The sequence below is a fragment of the Bradyrhizobium sp. USDA 3364 genome (genome assembly GCF_054056355.1).
Window position 1 is genome coordinate 7,330,878 of the sequence record NZ_JBSRYG010000002.1, and the last position, 20,893, is coordinate 7,351,770.

Sequence of the window (20,893 nt, forward strand, 5' to 3'; positions counted from 1 at the left end):
ATCAGAATATATCAGAAATACATTGTATTTCAATGTATTGTGACACTTATTTGAAGTAGCTAAGGACACCGTTCGCGCGGGGGTGCAGGCAAGCCATCCCCGCAAATGTGACCTGAGCTGCCTTCGGTTGCCCTCAATTGCCCTTCTTGGGCTTCTTGCCGTCGGCCTTGTCCTTGAGCGCCTTCAGCGCCGCAAAAGGGTGACTTTCCGGATCAGGCGCTTCAACCGCCTGCTCAAAGACCGCATCCACCTTGCGCGGATAGGGGTCTACGCCGAGAAACAGCGCGTCGGTCGCGAGCCGGCCGATATCGATGAAGCCGCCGACGATCGGCTCCGGCGGATCCGGCGTTTCCTCATCGCTGTCCTCGGCGTCGTCGACCAGGTCCGCCATCTGCGGAATCTGCTCGGGCGGCGCGAACATCACATCGATCGACTCATCGATCTCGTTCTCGATCGGATCGAGCGTCACCACGCAGGTCTGTCCAATCCTCGCCTGCACCCGGCCGGTGACGTGATAGCTGCCGTCACGCTTGGGCTGCAGATCGAACGCCGCCTTCGCGGAAATGACTTCGCGCAACTCCGCGAGCTCGGCCATCGCCTTGCGCGCCGCCTCGTCGGCCGCGATCTCGCGATGCAGGCCGGTCTCGGGAATCTGCGCGACATTGACCAGCACGCGCCAGGGATCGCGGTCGGGTCGCCCCGTGGTGCCGCCGCTCATGCCGCACTCCCTGCTACCTGCGGGACAGGAAAGCGCCACGCACCCTTGGTCAACGTCGCGAGGTCGGCGCTCGCCAACGCCGCCATCGCCTCCCGGGCATAGGCGGCGAGTTCGCGGGCCTTGTCGATGTTCTGGCCATTGAGGATGTTCTTGCAGAACGACTGGGCCAAGGCCTCCTCGCTCTCGGTCAGCGCCAGATCATAGGCCGCGGTGCGACCGTAAAAGGCCTCGCCGAACGCCTGCATGCGTTTCGGCACCGTGAGGTCGCCGACTCCCATTTCCCGGAGATTGTCGTCCATGTCGATGCAGAAGTGATCGAACAGCGCCTGCGACAGCTCGGGCCCGCCCTCGAGGGGTTTGAGTCGCCGCAGCACCAGCCACAGATGCATCAGAAGCAGGTCAAAACGGCCATTAACCGTGTCCGGAACGCCCAAGTCACGGTAAAATAACGGTTCTCGCGCCTGCGTCACGATCATGCCATAGATGGTCTCAATGGTGCTGCGCGCGGGCACCCGGGGTCTTCTGAAGTGATTGAACGGCCAAAGCATGACGGGTTCCGGCTGCCGGTCCCCCAAAGGACGCCTGTTGAGGATTCGTCCATTGGAGTTCGGCATTATTGCAATCCATTGAGCTGCCCGGTACGTCAATGCCTCGGCCGATGCAAGGGGACGGATCAGTTCCGCCGATGAACCATACTCTTTCAAGACAGCCTCGCGCGGCTTCCGCGCGCAGGTTCTTTTCGCGCTTCCGCGCCTTCGCGGTCGTTGGCCTCGTCTGCACCGCCGCACTCGGCGGCTGCACCGGCGAACAATTCCAGAAGGGCTACATCCTGCCCGATGGGGCGCTCGAGCAGATTCCGATCGGAGCGAGCCAGGATCAGGTGCTGATCGTGCTCGGCACGCCCTCGACCGTCGCGACGCTGGATGGCGAGGTGTTTTATTACATCTCGCAGCGAACCTCGCGCCCGGTCGCCTTCATGAATCAGCGCGTGATCGACCAGCGCGTGATCGCGGTCTATTTCGACAAGAACCGCCAGGTGCGCCGGCTCGCCAATTACGGCCTGAAGGACGGCAAGATCTTCGACTTCGTCAGCCGCACGACGCCGACGTCGGGCCAGGAAATGTCCTACCTGACGCCGCTCTTCAAGCTGCTGAGCTTCAACTAGAGCATGATCCGGAAAAGTGCGAAGCGGTTTTCCGACAAGATCATGCTCAAAGGATAGGCCCTAAGCCGCTGCGCCAAGTTGTCGCGCTTGCCCGACGGGCAGGCGCTCCCCTAGGCTTGCTCGCAAACAAGAGCCTGACTAGGGGGATAAGCGCATGAGAACCAAGGGATTTTCCCGTCGTACGGTATTGTCGGGCGCGGCCGCAGTGACGGCCGCGTCGATCCTGCCGCGCACGAGCCTCGGCGCCGGCGACTGGCGCCCGACCGAGACGGTCCGGATCATCGTGCCGGCCGCGGCCGGCGGCTCGACCGACGTGATGGGGCGACTGCTGGCCGCGCATTTGCAGCCGCTCTGGGGTCAGTCGGTTGTCGTCGAGAATCGCTCCGGCGCCGGCGGCACCATCGGCACATCAGAGGTCGCGCGCGCCAAGGGCGACGGCCACACCATCCTGATCGGCAATCCCGGCCCCAACGCGATCGCCTACAGCATCTTCCGCAACCTGACCTACAAGGCCGACCAGTTGCAGGCGGTCTCCAACATGATCCGGATCCCGAACATCGTCTCGGCGCATCCGTCGACCGGCATCAAGTCGATCCCCGAATTGATCGCCTATCTGAAGAAAAACCCCGACAAGCTCACCTACGGTTCGTCCGGCACCGGACAGAGCCCTCACCTCACCGGCGCCTGGTTCCTGCAGCTCACTGGGCTGAAGATGACGCATGTGCCGTTCCGCGGTGCTGGCCCCGCATTGCAGGCCGGGCTCGCCGGCGACATCCAGATCCTGTTCGACAATCTCTATCCGTCGCTGCCGCAGGTGCAGGACGGCAAGCTCAACGGGCTCTGCGTCACCACGACCGAGCGCAGCGAGTCCGCGCCCAATCTGCCCACGATGCGCGAAGGCGCACCGGAGCTCGCCAAGTTCGACGTCGCGTCCTGGTTCGGCGTTTTCCTGCCGAAGACCGCGCCCGCGCCCGTGCTCGACGAGCTGAACCGCCAGGTCAAGGCGATGCTGGAGCGCGACGACGTCAGGAAGAACATCAGTGGCATGGGCGCCCGCGCCGACTACGGCACGCCGCAGCAATTCTCCGATTTCGTCGATGCCGAGACGAAGAAGTTCGCCGCGATCATCGAGAAGGAAGGACTCCAGATGGAGGTGAAATAACAATCACCGGAGCACGCTGCGGCTGATTTACGACGACTTGTTGACCTTCTTGACCTTGGCGTCGGTGGCTTCGATCGACATCGCCAGCTCCATGATCGCCTGCGACAGTAGCTCGATCGCCTCCTTCTGATCCTGCGACTTGGCGGCGCGGAGCGCATAGTTGCGTGCGGATGAGAGCGACATCGATCGATCTCCGTGTTGTTCGCGTCTGGTTCTTTCAGCAAAAACCCCGCGGCTTTCGCCGCGGGGTTTTGCATTCGTTCGTGTCGCGGCTCAGTGCGCCAGGATCGCAAGCAGGAGCAGTGCCACGATGTTGGTGATCTTGATCATCGGGTTCACCGCCGGGCCCGCCGTATCCTTGTAGGGATCGCCGACGGTGTCGCCGGTCACCGCGGACTTGTGGGCGTCAGAGCCCTTGCCGCCGTAGTGGCCGTCCTCGATGTACTTCTTGGCGTTGTCCCATGCGCCGCCGCCGGAGGTCATCGAGATCGCGACGAACAGGCCGGTGACGATGACGCCGAGCAGCATGGCGCCGACCGCGGAGAACGCTGCCGACTTGCCGGCCGCGCCGCCGCCCGCGATGAAGTAGATCAGGAAGTAGACCACGATCGGCGACAGCACCGGCAGCAGCGACGGGATGATCATCTCCTTGATCGCCGCACGGGTCAGCAGGTCGACCGCCTTGCCGTAGTCGGGCTTGTCGGTGCCCTGCATGATGCCGGGCTTCTCGCGGAACTGACGGCGCACCTCCTCGACGATCGCGCCTGCGGCGCGGCCGACCGCGGTCATGCCCATCGCACCGAACAGATACGGCAGCAGGCCGCCGAACAGCAGGCCGACCACGACGTACGGGTTGTTCAGGGAGAAGTCCGGGTTGACGCCCTTGAAGTAGGCATGGGCGTTGGCGTCGCTGATGAAGAATTTGAGGTCCTGGTTATAGGCCGCAAACAGCACCAGCGCACCGAGACCGGCGGAGCCGATCGCGTAGCCCTTGGTCACCGCCTTGGTGGTGTTGCCGACCGCGTCGAGCGCGTCGGTCGACTTGCGCACCTCCTTCGGCAGACCCGCCATCTCGGCGATGCCGCCGGCGTTGTCGGTGACCGGGCCGAAGGCGTCGAGCGCGACGATCATGCCGGCCAGCGCCAGCATGGTGGCGGTCGCGATCGCGATGCCGAACAGGCCGGCCAGGCTGTAGGTCACCAGGATGCCGGCGATGATGACGATCGCGGGCAGCGCGGTCGCTTCCATCGAGACCGCGAGACCCTGGATCACGTTGGTGCCGTGACCGGTGACCGAGGCGGAGGCGATCGACTTCACCGGGCGATAGTCGGTGCCGGTGTAGTATTCGGTGATCCAGATGATCAGGCCGGTGACGGCGAGGCCGACCACGCCGCACCAGAACAGCGCCATGCCGGTGAAGTCGACGCCGTCGAGCTTGCCGAAGCCGATCAGCCAGTTGATGACGGCGGCAACGCCGATCAGCGACAGGATGCCGGTGGCGATCAGGCCCTTGTACAGCGCGCCCATGATCGACTGGCTGGCACCGAGCTTGACGAAGAAGGTGCCGATGATCGAGGTGATGATGCAGATACCGCCGATCGCGAGCGGCAGCGTCATCATGTTCACCAGGATCGGGGTCTTGGCGAAGAAGATCGCCGCGAGCACCATGGTGGCGACCGCGGTCACCGCATAGGTCTCGAACAGGTCGGCGGCCATGCCGGCGCAGTCGCCGACATTGTCGCCGACGTTGTCGGCGATGGTGGCCGGGTTGCGCGGATCGTCCTCGGGGATGCCGGCCTCGACCTTGCCGACGAGGTCGCCGCCGACGTCAGCACCCTTGGTGAAGATGCCGCCGCCGAGACGGGCGAAGATCGAGATCAGCGAGGCGCCGAAGCCGAGCGCCACCATGGCGTCGACCACGGTGCGGCTGCCCGCTTCCAGACCCATGAACTTGACCAGGATCATGAAGTAGATGGTGACGCCGAGCAGCGCGAGACCGGCAACCAGCATGCCGGTGATCGCGCCGGCCTTGAACGCAAGCTCGAGGCCGCCGGCGAGCGAGGTGGTCGCCGCCTGCGCGGTGCGGACGTTGGCGCGCACCGAGACGTTCATGCCGATGAAGCCGGCCGCACCCGACAGGATGGCGCCGATCGCAAAGCCGATCGCCACCGGCAGGCCGAGGAAGTAGGCCAGCACCACGAAGATCACGATACCGACCATGCCGATCGTGGTGTACTGCCGCCGCAGATAGGCCTGTGCGCCCTCGCGCACCGCGGCCGCGATTTCCTGCATGCGGGCATTGCCCGCATCCGCGTTCAAGACCGACTGCGTCGCCCAGATCGCGTAGACGATGGAAAGCGCCCCGCAGAGCACAATCAACCATAAAGCTGTCATTGAATGTTGCCTCAGATCCTTGATGTAACCCCCGCGCCTTCTTGTGCCGCTAGGGGGCGGCAGGCGCTTATTTTGCGAGGACAATCCTCCCCAAAAACGGATTGCCTCAAATCGGGCGCGACCTTGCCAAAATCGTTACCGCTGCGCAACGCCACCTGTGGCCGAAACCGCCGATATCGGCAGCTATTTAGAGAGAAAATCGGCGCAGTCCGGCCGGGAATTCTAGAAATGGCTGTAGGACAGGCGCTGCAACTTCAGTTCCCTGCCCTGCCCGTCGAGAAAGCTTGGTGGTGACGAACCGGCAATGAGGCCGCCGATGGCGGTCACGGTGACCTTGGCCTGGCGTGCCTCTCGCAGGAAGGCGTCTGCGCGATCGCCAGGCACCGCGCAGAGAAGTTCGTAGTCGTCGCCGCCGGCGACCAGGATCTCGATCCCAACCGCCTTGCGTGCGACGAGCCCCGCGGCCGATGATGACAACGGGATGCTCGGCACGTTGATCACGGCCGTCACACCGCTGGCTGCACAAAGCTTGGCCAGATCGCCGGCGAGACCGTCGGACACATCCATCGCCGCGCTGGCGTGGGCACGGACGGCGCGGGCAAGCGCGTTGCGCGGCTGCGGAACACGGTAGCGGGCGGCAAGAAAATCCCGCGCGGCGGCATCGTCCGCCAGCGCCCCCGCGACCGGACCTCCTTGGAGCACATCGAGACCGAGCGCGGCATCGCCGATCGTGCCCGTGACGAACACGCGGTCGCCCGCTTGCGCGCCGGCGCGATGCACCATCTTGCCCTGCGGCAGCCGGCCGAATCCGGTGATCGAGATCATCAGCGGCCCCGGCGTGGAAACGGTATCGCCGCCGAGCAGCGGACAGCCAAAATCGGCCGCGTCCTCGCCAAGCGCCCGGGCGAACGGCTTCAACCAGCTCTCATCGACTTTGCGCACCGCCAGCGTCAGCACGAAGCCCGCCGGCTCCGCCCCCTTGGCCGCGATGTCGGAGAGGTTCACCCGCAGCGCCTTGCGCGCCAGCGTGTCGGGCGGATCGTTGCTGAGGAAATGCACGCCTTCGACGATGGCATCCGTGGTGACCACGATGTCCTCGCCGGCTGCCCTCAGCGCGGCGGCGTCGTCATCGAGACCGAACGCGCCCGGGTCCGTCGCGAGCGGCTTGAAATAGCGCGCGATCAGGGAGTCTTCGCCGGATACTCGTTTGTCGCTCTGCGTCACGATAGCAGACCCGTCATCCTGAGGTGCGAGCGGAGCGAGCCTCGAAGGATGCACGGCCCCAGCCGGGCCGTCGCCCTTCGAGACGGCCGCTGCGCGGCCTCCTCAGGGTGACGGTCAAACGATCATATGTCTCGATTCAGCTCCGCACAAATTCGTCGCCGCGGAACTGGCGCGCGATCTGGTCGAGCACGGCATTGACCATGCCGGTCTCGTCCTTTTCGACAAAGGCATGCGCGACGTCGACATATTCGGACACCACCACCCGGCCCGGTACGTCCTTGCGGTGCTCCAGCTCATAGGAGCCCGCTCGCAACACCGCGCGCAGGATCGCGTCGATCCGCTTCAGCGGCCAGCCCTTCGACAAGGCGTCGTCGATCAGGGGATCAAGCTTGGCCTGGTCGCGCACCACGCCGGAGACCACGTCGCGGAAAAACGCCGCTTCCGCCGGTAGATATTTGTCGCCCTCGACCTCGTTGCCGAGCCAGTGGCTCTCGAACTCGGCGAAGATGTCGTTGATGCCGGCGCCGCCGATGTCCATCTGGTAAAGCGCCTGCACGGCGGCGAGCCGAGCCGCGCCGCGCCGGTTGGCTTTCCTGTCAGCAGGTTTGCCGGGTTTGCTGTTGTCAGCCATGGTCAGGCCTTTGCCAGACGGCGTTTGATCCGCAGCATCGCGATCGCCGCACGCGCCGCGTCGCCGCCCTTGTTCAACTCGCTGGCGCGCGCCCGCGCCCAGGCCTGCGCCTCGGTGTTGACGGTGAGGATGCCGTTGCCGAGCGGGAATTTCCGGCTCACCGCCAGATCCATCAATCCGCGCGAGGACTCCTGCGAGACGATCTCGAAATGGATGGTGTCGCCGCGCACCACGCAGCCGAGCGCGATCGCCGCCTCATACGGCTTGCCGTTCGCTGCCGCGGCATCGATCGCAATCGCGATCGCGGCCGGAATCTCCAGCGCGCCCGGCACCGTGATCACGTCGTGGCTGGTGCCGGCCGTCCTCAGCTCGGCGAGCGCGCCTTCCAGCAGCGCATCCTGGATGTCGTCATAAAACCGGGCCTCGACGATCAGCACGCGTGCGCCTGATATGTCGGTCTGGTCCTTCAGAGGTGCGCGCCGCGCGTCAGCCATTGTGTTCGATCCGGTTGTTCCGCATGTTGACAATCAACGCCCAGGTAATTTGTCAACGCGCGTGTTTTAGTCGCCGCAATGCGGTATTCCAAGCACGAATGCGTCAGATATTGTCATTCCGGGGCGATGCGACAGCATCGAACCCGGAATCTCGAGATTCCGGGTCTGATGCTGACGCATCAGCCCGGAATGACGTCTGCGTATCGGCTATGCCGTCATTTCATCTCCGACAGCCGCGCGGCGTAGCGGGCCATCAGATCGACCTCGATATTGACCTCGCTGCCGGCCTTCCAGCCGCTCAGGGTCGTGACTTGAAGCGTGTGCGGGATGATCAGCACCGAAAAGGTGACGTCGTCGACCGTATTCACGGTCAGCGACACGCCGTCCAGCGTGACCGAGCCCTTTGCCGCGATGAAGCGCGCCAGTTCGCGGGTGGTTCTAAGCTCGAACCACGCCATGTCGGGCAGGTCGTCGCGCTTGACGATGGTGGCGATGCCGTCGGCATGTCCGGCCACGATGTGACCGCCGAGCTCGTCGCCGATCTTCAGCGCACGCTCGAGGTTGAGCCGGCCGCCCTGCGCCCAGTGCCTGGCGGTGGTCATGCCGAGCGTCTCGGCCGCGGCATCGACATCGAACCAGGTCTTGCCGTCAGCGGTGCCGGAGGCGACCACGGTGAGGCAGACGCCGTTGCAGGCAATCGAGGCGCCGTCGGCGATCGTGGTCTGGTCGTAGTCGCAGGCGATCCGCATCCGGTGCAACTGCCCCTGCGCCACAGGCTTCAGGCTTACGATCTCACCGATGTCGGTGACAATTCCGGTAAACATTACGCACGCTCGTAAATATTGAGACTGTCGTTGCCGAGGGTTTCGCTAGCACGAAGGGCGAGGGCGGGCGACTGCGTGATTGCGTCGAGCGGCATTGCGTCCAGCGCGGGAACGCCATCGGCACCGATCGCCTCAGGTCCGCGCAGCAGCCAGATTTCATCGACCAGACCGGCTGCCACGAAAGAATTTGCCACGCGCGCGCCGCCCTCGACCAAAAGCCGCGTGATCCCCTTCTCCGCCAGCGCATGCAGCACGGCCGACAACTCGAGCCCCGCGGGCGCGGAGGCAACGCGGATCACCTGCGCGCCGGCCGCGCCGAGCTTCACCGCGGCGGGCGCCTCGGCCATGTCTGAGGTCATCACCCAGAGCGGCGTCTCGCGCGCGGAATGCACTAGGCGGCTGTCGCCCGAGATCCGCAGCGCGCGGTCAAGCACCACGCGGACCGGCGAGCGCGCCGCCATGCCGGGCAACCGGCAGGTCAAGAGCGGATCGTCGGCCTTGACCGTGCCGATGCCGACCAGGATCGCGTCGCACTGCGCGCGCAGCAGGTGGACGCGGGTCCGCGCGGCCTCGCCTGATATCGCAACCGGCTTGTTGCCGTGGGCCGCGATCTTGTCGTCGGCGGAGACCGCGAGCTTGAGGATCACATGCGGGCGCTTGTCGCGGATGCGGCGGAAGTGTCCGGCGTGGTCGCGCGCGGCCTCCGCCTGGCACAGCCCGATATCGACCGCGATGCCGGCGGCGCGCAGCTTGGCATGCCCCTTCCCGCCGACTTCCGGATTGGGGTCCTCGATCGCCGAAACCACGCGGGCCAGCCCGGCCGCGACCACGGCGTCCGCACAGGGCGGCGAGCGGCCGAAATGCGAGCACGGTTCGAGCGTGACATAGAGCGTGGCCCCGCGCGCGGCGTCGCCCGCGCGCCGGAGCGCCTCGACCTCGGCATGCGGCCGGCCGCCTGCTTGCGTCCAGCCGCGGCCGACGATGACGCCGTCCTTGACGATGACCGCGCCGACCGCCGGATTGGGCCAGGTCCGCCCGAGCCCGCGCCGGCCAAGCGCCAGCGCAAGCTGCATGAAGCGCAGATCGGCGGCTTTGGCCTCTTTGGATTTCTGCGCGAACTGGTCTTCGAGAATGCGAAAGATCATTTTCGCAACGTTGCGAGCCGCGGATCCTCTTCGCCGGTCAACTCGTCGAGCACGGCCTCAAAGTCCTTGGCCTCGCGGAAATTGCGATAGACCGAGGCGAAGCGCACATAGGCGACGTCGTCGAGCTGGCGCAGATGCTCCATCACGATCTCGCCGATCGCCTCCGAGGAGACCTCGGCCTCGCCGCCGCTTTCGAGCTCGCGCACGATGGTGGAGACCATCTTCTCCACCCGCTCCGACTCCACCGGGCGCTTGCGCAGCGAGATCTGCAGCGAGCGCACCAGCTTGTCGCGGTCGAACGGCACGCGGCGGCCGTTGCGCTTGATGACAGTCAGCTCGCGCAGCTGCACCCGCTCGAACGTGGTGAAGCGGAAATTGCAGGCCATGCACACACGCCGCCTGCGAATGACCGCGGAGTCCTCGGTCGGACGCGAGTCCTTGACCTGCGTATCGAGAGAATTGCAGCTCGGGCAGCGCATCCGACGGGACCTCTGACAGCGACCCTGTATGTTACTGGTAGATCGGGAAGCGATCGGTCAGCGCCTTGACGCGCTCCTTGATCGCGGCCTCGACCAGCGGCGCCTTGCCATCGGGCGACTGCGCCAGCGCGTTCAGCACTTCCGCGATCATGCCGCCGACCTGCTTGAACTCGGCGACGCCGAAGCCGCGCGTGGTCGCAGCCGGCGTACCGAGACGCAGGCCCGAGGTGACGAACGGCTTTTCAGGATCGAACGGGATGCCGTTCTTGTTGCAGGTGATGGCGGCGCGCACCAGCGCCTTCTCCGAGACGTTGCCCTTCAGGCCCTTCGGCCGGAGGTCGACCAGCATCAGGTGGTTGTCGGTACCGCCGGAGACGATGTCGAGCCCGTGGCCGCGCAGCGTCTCGGCCAGCGCCTTGGCGTTCTCCACCACGTTCCTGGCGTAGACCTTGAAGTCCGGCCGCAGCGCTTCGCCGAACGCCACCGCCTTGGCCGCGATGACATGCATCAGCGGGCCGCCCTGCAGGCCCGGGAAGATCGCCGAGTTCAGCTTCTTGGCCAGCGTCTCGTCATTGGTGAGGATCAGGCCGCCGCGCGGACCGCGTAGCGACTTGTGCGTCGTGGTCGTGGTGACATGGGCGTGCGGCACCGGCGAGGCATGCACGCCGCCGGCGACGAGGCCCGCGAAGTGCGCCATGTCGACCAAGAGATACGCGCCGACCGAGTCCGCGATCTCGCGGAAGCGCTTGAAGTCCCAGGCGCGCGAATAGGCCGAGCCGCCGGCGATCATCAGCTTCGGCTTGACCTGCTCGGCCTGCTTCTGGACTTCGTCCATGTCGATGATCTGGTCCTCGCGGCGCACGGTGTAGTGCGCGGCCTTGAACCACTTGCCGGACATGTTGACCGGCGAGCCGTGGGTGAGATGACCGCCGGCGGCGAGATCGAGGCCCATGAAGGTGTCGCCGGGCTGCAGCAGCGCCAGGAACACCGCCTGGTTCATCTGGCTGCCGGAGTTCGGCTGGACGTTGGCGAAGCCGGCGCCGAACAGCTTCTTGGCGCGGTCGATCGCGAGATTCTCCGCGACGTCGACCCACTCGCAACCGCCGTAGTAGCGCGCGCCCGGATAACCTTCCGCGTATTTGTTGGTCATCACCGAGCCCTGCGCCTCCAGCACGGCGCGGCTGACGATGTTTTCCGAGGCGATCAGCTCGATCTCATGGCGCTGCCGGCCGAGTTCGCCCTTGATCGCTGCGGCGATCTCGGGATCGGCCTCGGCGAGGGTCGCCGTGAAGAAGGAATCGGGCGCGGAAGCGGTCTTGGAGGATGAGGTCATCGGCGAAATATCTCCACCGCCGCAAGCCCTTACTTGAGGATGCGGACGGTCACGAGTGGCGGTCGAAGCTGGTTTCAGAGCGTTATCACATCACCCCAAAATGGCCAAGCGGTTGCGGTCCCCGGCGGTCAATTATGCCAGATATGGTGGGGATGGCGGGAATGCCAGCGGTCCGGGGCCGGCCCTTGCCGTCCAGCCGCCGTTGCCCGGGTTCCAGCCGTCCGGCGCGGCATGGTACGGGCGACCGCCGGATGGAACGAGACGGCCCCCTGCCCGATCGCGCACACGCACGGACCGGGGACTGCACACGCACGGGCCGGAGATCGAGGCGTTCGTCCCCCGCTCACTTCGCAAGAACAGAACCGCAGCCTGCGAGGCTCTCGCGCGTGGCGCGCTCGATCGTGATGTATCGCGTCACGAGACGATGATCCGCGAGACGAATTTTGAATCGTTCGAATTTTGAATCGTTCAATACTGGATCGATTCAAAACTCTCACGCGATGCGTGCAACAACGCGACGTACTCCGTGGTCTCGCGGTCACACATGCGAGCTTAGCGCGCAGCTTCGACAGCTTCTAATCGCGCGCGGGCTGTCAACGAACATCACCGTGATAACGACGCCGAAGAAATTTCTCTTTTGGGGGCGTTGAATGTCGGACGGATGGAATCGGCCGCAGCGGATTGCTGCTTCGGCCTTGGTGGTGCTCTCGGTTGCTGGTGCGGAAGACGCCTTCGCGCAGACGCAATTGCCCTCCGTGACGGTCGATGCACCGCACCGGCAAACGGCACGATCGCAGCAGCCCTCGCAACGGACCGCGACGCGCGCCCGCAGTGCCTCCCGCCGCGCGACGGCCGCCCCGGTGGCCACGCCGCCACAGGCCGCACAGCAGGCCGCAGGGGCCGGCGGCGGACACGAGCGCGCCGACGGTCCGGTCACCGGCTATCTGGCGCGGCTGAGTTCCAGCGGCACCAAGACCAGCACGCCGATCATCCAGACCCCGCAATCGGTGACTGTCATCGGCGCCGAGCAGATCCGCGACCAGAAGATCGTCAGCAAGTTCGACGAGGTGCTGCGCTACTCGCCGGGCGTGATCGGCGGCACCTACGGCTCCGACTTCCGCAACGACTGGTTCCTGATCCGCGGTTTCCCGGCACAGAACGAGTCGCTGTTCCTCGACGGCCTGCAGCTGTTCTACACCTCCTATGCCAGCTGGAAGCTGCAGCCCTTCAACCTCGAGCGCGTCGAGGTGCTGCGCGGCCCCTCAAGCATCCTGTATGGCGGCTCGGCGCCGGGCGGCCTCGTCAACGCGGTGAGCAAGCTGCCGTTGGCCGAGCCCATTCGCTACATCGAGGCCGGCGTCAACAATTTCGGCAACGGCTACACTGCGTTCGACATCGGCGGCGTGGTCCCGCAGTCCGGCAACGGACAGGTGCTGTACCGCTTCGTCGGCCAGGCGCAGGGCGGCGGCACCCAGACCGACTACACCTACGACAACAATTTCTTCTTCGCCCCGTCGGTGACCTGGCGTGATGCCGACACCAGCGTCACCGTGTACGCCACCGCCGCGCACAACAACACGCGGGCGGAGAACTTCCTGCCCTATGTCGGCACCGTCACCAACGCGCCGTTCGGCCGCATCTCGACCAGCCTGTTCACCGGCGATCCCAGTGCCGACCAGTTCCGCCGCGAGCAGGAAACCGTCGGCTACAAGTTCGAGAAGAGTCTGACCGACAGCGTCGACTTCCGCCAGAACGCGCGCGCCGCGCATGTCGACGTGTACTACACCGGGCTCTACGGCCTCGGCTACGCGACGACGCCGGCCGCCGCCGAACTCGCCCGCGGCAATTTCTACGCCCGCGGCAACGCGCTGCAGTTCAACCTCGACAACCAGCTCGAGTACCGCTTCAACACCGGCATCCTCCAGCACACCGCCCTGCTCGGCGTCGATCTCAAGCATTACGGCATCGACGATCGCCAGGGCTTTGGCATGGGCACCAATCTCAACCTGCTCAATCCGGTCTACGGCACCAACTCGCCCTATAGCGGTCCGCTGTATCAGAACGCCTATCTCAACCAGGGCATGGCCGGGCTCTATCTGCAGGACCAGGTCAAGCTCGACCGGCTGACCGTGGTGCTGTCCGGACGTCAGGACTGGGTCGATCTCGTCAATCAGAACCGGATGGGGCCCGACCAGAGCCGCGAGGACAGCCAGTTCTCCGGCCGCGTCGGCGCGATCTACAATTTCGACAACGGCGTTGCGCCCTACGTCTCCTACATGACCGGCTACAACCCGATCATCGGGCTCAATGCGGCGAGCCAGCTGCTGCTGCCGGAGACCTCGGAACAGAGCGAGGTCGGCGTGAAGTACGAGCCGGTCGGGCTCAATGCACGGTTCAGCGTCGCGTATTTCGACTTGAAGCGGAAGAATGCGCTGACCACCGATCCGAACAACCCGATGTTCCAGACCCAGAACGGCGAGGTCACCTCGCGCGGCGTCGAGCTCGAGGCGGTCGCGAACATCACGCCCGACTTCAAGCTGGTGGCGAGCTACACCAACTACGACCTGTTCGTCAGCAAGGACCTCAATCCGGCGCTGATCGGCACCGTTCCGACCAATACGCCGCGCGACTTCGCCTCGGTCTGGACCGACTACACGTTCCGCGAAGGTCCGCTCGCCGGCTTCGGCCTCGGCGGCGGCGTGCGCTACGTCGGTTCGTCCTTTGCAGACCAGGCGAACACTGCGCGCGTCCCCGCCTTCGTGCTCGGCGATCTCGCTCTGCACTACGAGTGGGACAACCACTGGCGCGCGGCGCTCAACGTCGTGAACGTCACGGACAAGATCTACGTCGCAAGCTGCGCGGTGATCACCTCCTGCTACTACGGCGATCGCCGCCGCTTCACGGCAAGCCTCTCCTACAAATGGTGAGCTGACTGTCCGGTTCGCGAAAATACCGTTGAGAGAGGCGGCGTTCAGCCGCCTCTCTTTTTTGACCGCCGTAAGGGTGGTGTCAGCATGTCGCGTTAGGTTCGCGCCGCGGCAGCATTTTGCCGCGCCCAGACTGGCCCGCTCCGAAATGCGAGCCCCGGAGCGGGCCTTTTACGTGCCGAGGTTTTCCAAGGCAGAGGCCATCGCGGCAACCGTTGCGCGCCGTGTCGCCGCGCGATTTGCTCCTCGCGGACCATCGATATCGCAACCGACATAGATCGCCCTGCCCGTTCCCGGGCACGAACAGCGGCGATGCCACGACACGACATCAATCAGCCCGAGCGGTAGACTCGAAACGACGATTGCCCGACACTCGAGCATCGAGGGCAAGCGCATGATTTTCTGGATAGCAGGTTTGGTTGGATTGGCCGTTGCGTATCTCCTCGGCGCCACGCCCGCGGGCTATCTGGCAGGCAAACTGCTCAAAGGCATCGACATCCGCCAGCATGGCTCCAAATCCACCGGCGCAACGAACGTGTTGCGCACCCTGGGGAAGTGGCCTGCTCTGGTCGTCCTCCTGGTCGATGTGCTCAAAGGCTTGGCGGCGATCGCGTTTGCCCGCTGGTTCTATCCCTGGCTCGCGACATTGCCGTCGGTCACGCCACCGGCAGCGCTTGATCTCCAGACATCGCTGCCCTGGGTTGTCTGCCTGGCCGGACTTGCCGCCCTGCTGGGGCACAGCCGTTCGATCTGGCTGAACTTTACGGGCGGCAAATCCGCGGCAACGGGACTTGGCGTGTTGCTGGCGATGTCCTGGCCGGTCGGCCTTGGCGCCGCCCTAGCATTTGGCGTCGTGCTGGCGATCTCCCGGATCGTGTCGCTCAGTTCGATGCTGGCCGCGGTCACCGCGACCGCGCTGGTCTGTGGCCCGGAACAACCGTTGCCCTATCGGCTGCTGGTCATTGCAGGCAGCTTCTACGTCATCGCGCGCCATCGCGCGAACATTCAACGGCTGCTGGCCGGGACGGAGCCGCGCCTTGGGCAAGCATCGAACGCGGCGTAGCAAAGCTAGTGCCTGACTATGCCGCCTAGTCCTCGTTGGCGCTGAACCGCCCAAGCCCCTTCAGCACGAACGGCGCCAATAGCGCGATCAGCGCGATGCCGAGCAACGTCGCCGACATCGGGCTTTGCAGCAGCACCATGGGATCGCCGAGGCTGATCGCCAGCGCGCGGCGCAACTGGCTTTCGGCGATCGGCCCGAGGATCAGCCCGATCACGACGGGCGCGATCGGGAAATCGAACCGTCGCATCAGAAAGCCCATCACGCCGAATGCCGCCAGCATCGACAGTTCGACCACCGACGGCTTGGCCGCGATCGTGCCCATGGTCGCGAACACCAGGATGCCGGCATAGAGCCAGGGCTGCGGGATCGCGAGCAGCCTCACCCACAAGCCCACCAGCGGCAGGTTGAGCACCAGCAGCATGCCGTTGGCGATGAACAGGCTCGCGATCAGGCCCCACACCAGATCCGGCCGCTCCGCGAACAGCAGCGGCCCCGGATTCAGGCCGTATTGCTGGAAGCCCGCTAGCATCATCGCCGCGGTGGCCGAGGTCGGCAGCCCGAGCGTCAGCAGCGGCACCAGCGTGCCGGCGGCAGAGGCGTTGTTGGCGGCTTCGGGTCCGGCGACGCCCTCGATCGCGCCCTTGCCGAACTCCTCCGGATGCTTGGTCAGCCGCCGCTCGGTGGAATAGGACAGGAAGGTCGGGATCTCGGCGCCGCCGGCCGGCAGTGCACCGATCGGAAAGCCGAACAACGTGCCGCGCAGCCACGGCTTCCAGGAGCGCCGCCAATCCTCCCGCGTCATCCACAGCGAGCCGCGCACCGGCTCGAGCTTCTCCTCGGCATGATGGCGGCGCGAGGCGACATAGAGCGCCTCGCCCACCGCGAAGAGGCCGACCGCGAGCGTCGTCACCTCGACGCCGTCGAGCAGTTCGGGGATGCCGAACGCAAGCCGCGCCTGACCGGTGAGCTTGTCGATGCCGACCAGCCCGAGCGTGAGGCCGATGAAGAGACTCGTGAGGCCGCGGACCGGCGAGTCGCCGAAAGTGGCCGACACCGTGACGAAGGCGACGCACATCAGCGCGAAATAGTCCTCGGGACCAAAGCGCACCGCGACGTCGACCAGCCATGGCGCGAGGAATGCGAGGCCGATGGTGGCGATGGTGCCCGCCACGAACGAGCCGATCGCCGAGGTCGCCAGCGCCGGGCCGCCGCGGCCGGCCTTGGCCATCTTGTTGCCCTCGAGCGCGGTCGCCATTGACGCGCTCTCGCCCGGCGTGTTGATCAGGATCGCGGTGGTCGAGCCGCCATACATGCCGCCATAATAGATGCCGGCGAACATGATCAGCGAGCCGCCGGGATCGAGCTTGTAGGTCACCGGCAGCAGCAGCGCGACCGTCAACGCCGGACCGATGCCCGGCAACACGCCGACTGCGGTACCGAGGAACACGCCGATCAGGGCGTAAAGCAGGTTCATCGGCTGCATGGCGACCGCCATGCCATGCGCCAGCGCGGCGAACGTATCCATCACAGCAGTCGCTCCAGCGGGCCGGCGGGAAGGCTCAGCGTCAACAGTCTGTCGAACGCGAGGTAGATCAGGGTCGTGATGACAAGCGCGATGACGGTGTCGGCCAGCACGGCGCGGCGGCCGAACGCGGCCGACGTGGTGACGAACAGCGCCGAGGTCGCGAGGATGAAGCCGCCGCCGAAGCCGATGATGGCGATCAGGAGCGCCAGGCCGCCGATGATCAGCCACACCGGTTTCGGATCCATGCTCTCCCGCGGCGGCAGGTTGCCGCGCAGCGCGTCGATCAGGTTGCCGACCGCCAGAATGACGAGGCCGACCGCGATGACGATCGGCATCGCCTCCGGGCCCATTCCGTACATCGTGGTGGACGGCAGCTTGCTCGCGTCCCACACCAGCACCGCGGCGAGCACGGCGAGCGCCGCCGCGATCACGACGCCGGCGCGGTCGACCCGCCGCACCGGCTCGCGCGGAAGGTTTTCCGAAGCCGTGTCCGGCGTCATGACTTCACGAGACCGACGGACTTCAGCACCTCGGTGACGCGGGTGATCTCCTTCTTCAGGAAATCCGCGAACGCATCGCCGCCGAGATAGGCGTCATCCCAGCCCTTCTGCTTCAGGATCTCCTTCCAGGCGTCGGACTTGACCATCTTCTCGACGGCATCGCTCAGCACCTTGCGCTGCTCCGGCGTGATGCCTGGAGGTGCGACCACCGAGCGCCAATTGGCGAGCACGAGATCGATGCCCTGCTCCTTGAAGGTCGGGATATCGACGCCGGGCAAACGCTGCGCCGAGGTGACGCCGAGCGCGCGCAGCTTGCCGGCCTTGATCTGGCCCTCGTATTCGCTGAGCCCGGAAATGCCGGCCGTGACCTTGCCGCCGAGAATGGCGGCGAGCGACTCGCCGCCGCCCGAGAACGGAATGTAGTTGATCTTCTTGGCATCGGCGCCGACCGTCCCCGCGAACAGCGCCGCCATCACGTGGTCGACGCCGCCGGCCGAGCCGCCGGCAAAGGTCACCTTGGCGATATCGGCCTTGACCGCGGCGGCAAGATCCTGCGCCGTCTTGAGCGGCGAACTCGCCGGCACGACGATGACCTGAGTCTCCTCCGTCAGGCGCGCGATCGGCGTCACCTGCTCCAGCGTCACCGGCGACTTGTTCATGGCGAGCGCGCCGACCATGACGAAGCCGTTGACCATCATCTGGTTGCCGTCGCCCTTGGCGCCGTTGACGAACTGCGCGATGCCGACACTGCCGCCGGCGCCAGGAACGTTGGTGACCTGGACGCTGCGCGCAACACCGGCGGCGACCAGCGCCTGCTGCATCGAACGCGCGGTCTGATCCCAGCCGCCGCCGGGTGCCGCCGGCGCCATCAGCTTGAGCTCGAGTTGCTGCGCCGGCGCCGGACCACTCGCCCCAAGCAACAGCGCGACGACCGCGCCGAACAGGCGCATGTGGGACGAGATCATGGGCTTCCTCCTGGATTTTCAGACGCCGCCGATCGCTGGCCGCATCCGGTCATGTGGTCGCTTCGCCAATCGGAAAGCGCGGTCCCAGGATCAAAGGAATCGCTCGCCGGTCTCGCGTCTGCGTGTCCCTAGCGACCATTCGCCACAGCCTTCGGCAAGCCCGGCGGCGCAACTACCGCGTGCTGCAAATCGCCGCACCTCGCCTTCTGTTTTTCACTTGCTCTGATCCGGATACCGGTACGCCTTGGGACGTGGGTCAGCCGCCCAGCAAGCCGCCGGAGCGACGGGCATCAAAGCTAACGCCGCGAGATTTCCGTCTGGCCGAGTGACGCCGGTCCAAATGCGAAAGGCTCCCGACGCGAAGCCGAGAGCCTTTTGCAGTGCCTGACTGCAGCTTAAAAGCGCACCATTATTCCGACCGCCCCCAAACATTGCAAGACGTCTTGTGGTACGCACCGAACGAGCTGTTTGACATGTAAACCGAGCGATCCACGCGTCATTGCGAGCCGACGGGTCGCGCGAATGCGCGCCCGATGACAGGCTCCACGAAGCAGTCCATGGCTCCTCGCAATGACGCGGAGACAGTCTGCGAAACCCGGCGGACCGCTACAGCCCGGTGTACCCGGCCTTCACGTGGTCGGTGCTGCCGTCGAGCTGGCGCAGATAGGTCAGCCCGCACACCGTCAGCCGATGCGTGTCGGTCTCGCCGGCCTCGACCAGCGTCCGCACATATTCCGTCACCTTGGCGCGCGCTTCGTCGCTAGCTGCGGCCGTGCGGTTGAGCAGCAGATCATACGTCTGCATGATGCGATCGATCGCGGCTTCCATTGAAGTCTCCGGGTTGACGCTCAGGCGACCACCAGCGTCTCGGCTTCGAACTTCGCGATCGCCTTGTTGGCGAGGCGGAGCCGGTTCATCTCACCGCGCTGGAACAGCTTCACGATGATGCCCAGCAGGCGTTCATTGGTGGCGAAAGTGTCGGGAATAGTGCCGGATTTGCGCAGATAGTTCGAGGCGATCGCATAGGCGTCACCGACGATCTCGACGTTCAGCACCTCTATCTCGCGCTCGAGTAGCATATCCGGCCTCTCTGTTGGCCGAGGGATAAGCTCCGGAGAACGCCTTGGTTCCTCGCCAGGACCCATTTTTTCGCAGTTGCAGCATGAAAAACGCATCGGCCGGGCATGACCGATGCGTCAACTGGAGCAAGGCTGGACTTGAGGAAGGCTGCCGGTCTTCTCACGCGGCCGGCTTGGCCATCAGGCGAAGAGAGGAAGGCTCAGAGGCGGTACAGGATCTGGTCGGTCCAGAAGCGCTCGAGGCGATGCAGCGACTTGTTGAGGCTCGCGAACTCCTCGTTCGAGATGCCGCCGACCTGCTCCACCGTCTTGACGTGCTTCTGATAGAGCGCATCGACGATGCGGCGCACTTCCTGGCCCTGCGGGGTCAGGCGGATGCGGACCGAGCGGCGATCGACGCGCGAGCGCTGATGATCGAGGAAGCCGAGCTCGACGAGCTTCTTCAGATTGTAGGAGACGTTGGAGCCGAGATAGTAGCCGCGGGTGCGCAGCTCGCCGGCGGTCAGTTCCTTGTCACCGATGTTGTACAGGAGCAGTGCCTGCACCGAATTGATGTCGGCGCGCCCGCGACGATCGAATTCGTCCTTGATGACGTCCAGGAGCCGGCGATGCAGCCGCTCCACCAAAGTCAGGGCTTCGAGATAGAGCGGCTGCACCGGAGCTTGACCGGCAGCGCGATCAGCGGCATCCGCCGCCGTTGTCGCAACGGCTTTCATCATGACACTTCCCCTGTTTGTCGTTTTTATCGACTTTATTCGACGAAACTTGTGTCCCGCCTGATAGGTCCAACGTAAGGGGGCCGTTTGAATATCCGCTTAAATAAGAGAATAAAGAGATCATGAATTTAAGACAGTGAATCGTGGATTAAGCCCATCGATCAAGGACTTTCCGCAACTCTTCATTGACGGTGGCGGCCCCTTTGTTCACGCTTCGTCTGCCCGCCCTGTCACATTCGGAAACAGCATCGTCTGAATTCGAAACGACGGCGTAAGGTGTGTGAGGGAACCCTTTACGGTGACCGATCGGTTACCGGAAAATTCTTTGAAAACTTTATCGAGGTGCATCGGCACGGCGTGCGCGCGATGCGCGCAAGCGGCGCTCATTCATTGCGGCAGCCGGATATTGCGGCAGCCAGACCGGTTCCGCCGTCGGCCCGCGCAAAGCCGGCCGGCACACGCACCGAGATCCGGTGAAATGGATCCCGACGGCAGGTCCCGTGGAGATGCTCCGGAAACGGGGCGCCTCGAAGGGGATCCGATCTGTCG

Annotated in this window: 21 protein-coding genes; 4 read left to right on the forward strand and 17 right to left on the reverse strand. The window is 65.1% G+C overall.

From position 1 onward, the window contains the following. Window positions 1–133: 133 nt before the first annotated feature. Entirely contained in the window at window positions 134–718 is a 585-nt protein-coding gene (locus ACVILL_RS34440; protein ID WP_456733113.1) for a YceD family protein, read from the reverse strand. Continuing rightward, window positions 715–1,266: a ubiquinol-cytochrome C chaperone family protein gene (locus ACVILL_RS34445; RefSeq protein ID WP_456734432.1), complete on the reverse strand. Its 552-nt coding sequence runs from the start codon at window positions 1,264–1,266 to the stop codon at window positions 715–717. The genes ACVILL_RS34440 and ACVILL_RS34445 overlap by 4 nt, the downstream gene beginning before the upstream one ends. Before the next feature lie 137 nt (window positions 1,267–1,403). Here ACVILL_RS34445 and ACVILL_RS34450 point away from each other — a divergent pair, with 137 nt between their 5' ends. Both ACVILL_RS34450 and ACVILL_RS34455 read left to right on the forward strand, forming a co-directional pair. Beyond that, window positions 1,404–1,883 carry an outer membrane protein assembly factor BamE gene (locus ACVILL_RS34450; RefSeq protein WP_456733114.1) on the forward strand — a complete coding sequence of 160 codons (480 nt, stop codon included), beginning with the start codon at window positions 1,404–1,406 and terminating at the stop codon, window positions 1,881–1,883. Between the two features lie 154 nt (window positions 1,884–2,037). Further along, complete coding sequence (locus tag ACVILL_RS34455) at window positions 2,038–3,045, forward strand: Bug family tripartite tricarboxylate transporter substrate binding protein (protein WP_456733115.1); 1,008 nt, start codon at window positions 2,038–2,040, stop codon at window positions 3,043–3,045. A gap of 27 nt (window positions 3,046–3,072) precedes the next feature. Here ACVILL_RS34455 and ACVILL_RS34460 read toward each other — a convergent pair whose 3' ends face one another. From ACVILL_RS34460 to glyA, 9 genes are all read right to left on the reverse strand, one after another. Then, entirely contained in the window at window positions 3,073–3,228 is a 156-nt protein-coding gene (locus ACVILL_RS34460) for a hypothetical protein (protein WP_456733116.1), read from the reverse strand. A 90-nt stretch (window positions 3,229–3,318) separates the two neighbouring features. Continuing rightward, the gene (locus ACVILL_RS34465; protein WP_456733117.1) at window positions 3,319–5,439 is read right to left on the reverse strand and encodes a sodium-translocating pyrophosphatase; all 2,121 of its coding nucleotides are present in this window, start codon (window positions 5,437–5,439) and stop codon (window positions 3,319–3,321) included. Window positions 5,440–5,661: 222 nt separating this feature from the next. Further along, window positions 5,662–6,663, reverse strand: a complete 1,002-nt coding sequence (gene thiL / locus ACVILL_RS34470) for a thiamine-phosphate kinase (RefSeq protein ID WP_456733118.1) — start codon at window positions 6,661–6,663, stop codon at window positions 5,662–5,664. Window positions 6,664–6,799: 136 nt separating this feature from the next. Beyond that, on the reverse strand, window positions 6,800–7,294 hold the full coding sequence (gene nusB / locus ACVILL_RS34475; RefSeq protein ID WP_456733119.1) for a transcription antitermination factor NusB: 495 nt from the start codon (window positions 7,292–7,294) through the stop codon (window positions 6,800–6,802). 2 nt (window positions 7,295–7,296) lie between these two features. After that, window positions 7,297–7,788, reverse strand: coding sequence for a 6,7-dimethyl-8-ribityllumazine synthase (gene ribH, locus ACVILL_RS34480; RefSeq protein ID WP_456733120.1), 492 nt, complete (start codon window positions 7,786–7,788; stop codon window positions 7,297–7,299). Window positions 7,789–8,003: 215 nt separating this feature from the next. Next, window positions 8,004–8,612, reverse strand: coding sequence for a riboflavin synthase (locus tag ACVILL_RS34485; protein WP_456733121.1), 609 nt, complete (start codon window positions 8,610–8,612; stop codon window positions 8,004–8,006). Further along, the gene (gene ribD / locus ACVILL_RS34490) at window positions 8,612–9,757 is read right to left on the reverse strand and encodes a bifunctional diaminohydroxyphosphoribosylaminopyrimidine deaminase/5-amino-6-(5-phosphoribosylamino)uracil reductase RibD (protein WP_456733122.1); all 1,146 of its coding nucleotides are present in this window, start codon (window positions 9,755–9,757) and stop codon (window positions 8,612–8,614) included. The genes ACVILL_RS34485 and ribD overlap by 1 nt, the downstream gene beginning before the upstream one ends. Beyond that, window positions 9,754–10,236, reverse strand: coding sequence for a transcriptional regulator NrdR (nrdR, locus tag ACVILL_RS34495; protein ID WP_016844999.1), 483 nt, complete (start codon window positions 10,234–10,236; stop codon window positions 9,754–9,756). The genes ribD and nrdR overlap by 4 nt, the downstream gene beginning before the upstream one ends. A gap of 31 nt (window positions 10,237–10,267) precedes the next feature. Further along, entirely contained in the window at window positions 10,268–11,569 is a 1,302-nt protein-coding gene (gene glyA, locus ACVILL_RS34500) for a serine hydroxymethyltransferase (RefSeq protein WP_456733123.1), read from the reverse strand. 650 nt (window positions 11,570–12,219) lie between these two features. On the opposite strand from glyA, the gene ACVILL_RS34505 reads away from it, so the two are divergent. Further along, the gene (locus tag ACVILL_RS34505; RefSeq protein WP_456733124.1) at window positions 12,220–14,496 is read left to right on the forward strand and encodes a TonB-dependent siderophore receptor; all 2,277 of its coding nucleotides are present in this window, start codon (window positions 12,220–12,222) and stop codon (window positions 14,494–14,496) included. A gap of 394 nt (window positions 14,497–14,890) precedes the next feature. Next, complete coding sequence (gene plsY / locus ACVILL_RS34510; RefSeq protein ID WP_456733125.1) at window positions 14,891–15,559, forward strand: glycerol-3-phosphate 1-O-acyltransferase PlsY; 669 nt, start codon at window positions 14,891–14,893, stop codon at window positions 15,557–15,559. 25 nt (window positions 15,560–15,584) lie between these two features. Here the strand turns inward: plsY and ACVILL_RS34515 are convergent, their stop codons facing one another. The 6 genes from ACVILL_RS34515 to ldtR form a co-directional block, all read right to left on the reverse strand. After that, entirely contained in the window at window positions 15,585–17,084 is a 1,500-nt protein-coding gene (locus ACVILL_RS34515; RefSeq protein ID WP_456733126.1) for a tripartite tricarboxylate transporter permease, read from the reverse strand. Beyond that, on the reverse strand, window positions 17,084–17,584 hold the full coding sequence (locus ACVILL_RS34520) for a tripartite tricarboxylate transporter TctB family protein (protein WP_456733127.1): 501 nt from the start codon (window positions 17,582–17,584) through the stop codon (window positions 17,084–17,086). The genes ACVILL_RS34515 and ACVILL_RS34520 overlap by 1 nt, the downstream gene beginning before the upstream one ends. Next, on the reverse strand, window positions 17,581–18,549 hold the full coding sequence (locus ACVILL_RS34525) for a Bug family tripartite tricarboxylate transporter substrate binding protein (protein ID WP_456733128.1): 969 nt from the start codon (window positions 18,547–18,549) through the stop codon (window positions 17,581–17,583). Before ACVILL_RS34525 ends, ACVILL_RS34520 begins: the two co-directional genes overlap by 4 nt. A 606-nt stretch (window positions 18,550–19,155) precedes the next feature. Further along, window positions 19,156–19,377, reverse strand: a complete 222-nt coding sequence (locus tag ACVILL_RS34530; protein WP_139483136.1) for a hypothetical protein — start codon at window positions 19,375–19,377, stop codon at window positions 19,156–19,158. Window positions 19,378–19,397: 20 nt separating this feature from the next. Further along, a complete protein-coding gene (locus ACVILL_RS34535; protein WP_456733129.1) occupies window positions 19,398–19,628 on the reverse strand; it encodes a hypothetical protein in 231 nt (76 codons plus the stop codon). Window positions 19,629–19,828: 200 nt separating this feature from the next. Continuing rightward, window positions 19,829–20,347: a transcriptional regulator LdtR gene (gene ldtR / locus ACVILL_RS34540; protein ID WP_146985601.1), complete on the reverse strand. Its 519-nt coding sequence runs from the start codon at window positions 20,345–20,347 to the stop codon at window positions 19,829–19,831. Window positions 20,348–20,893 lie beyond the last annotated feature (546 nt).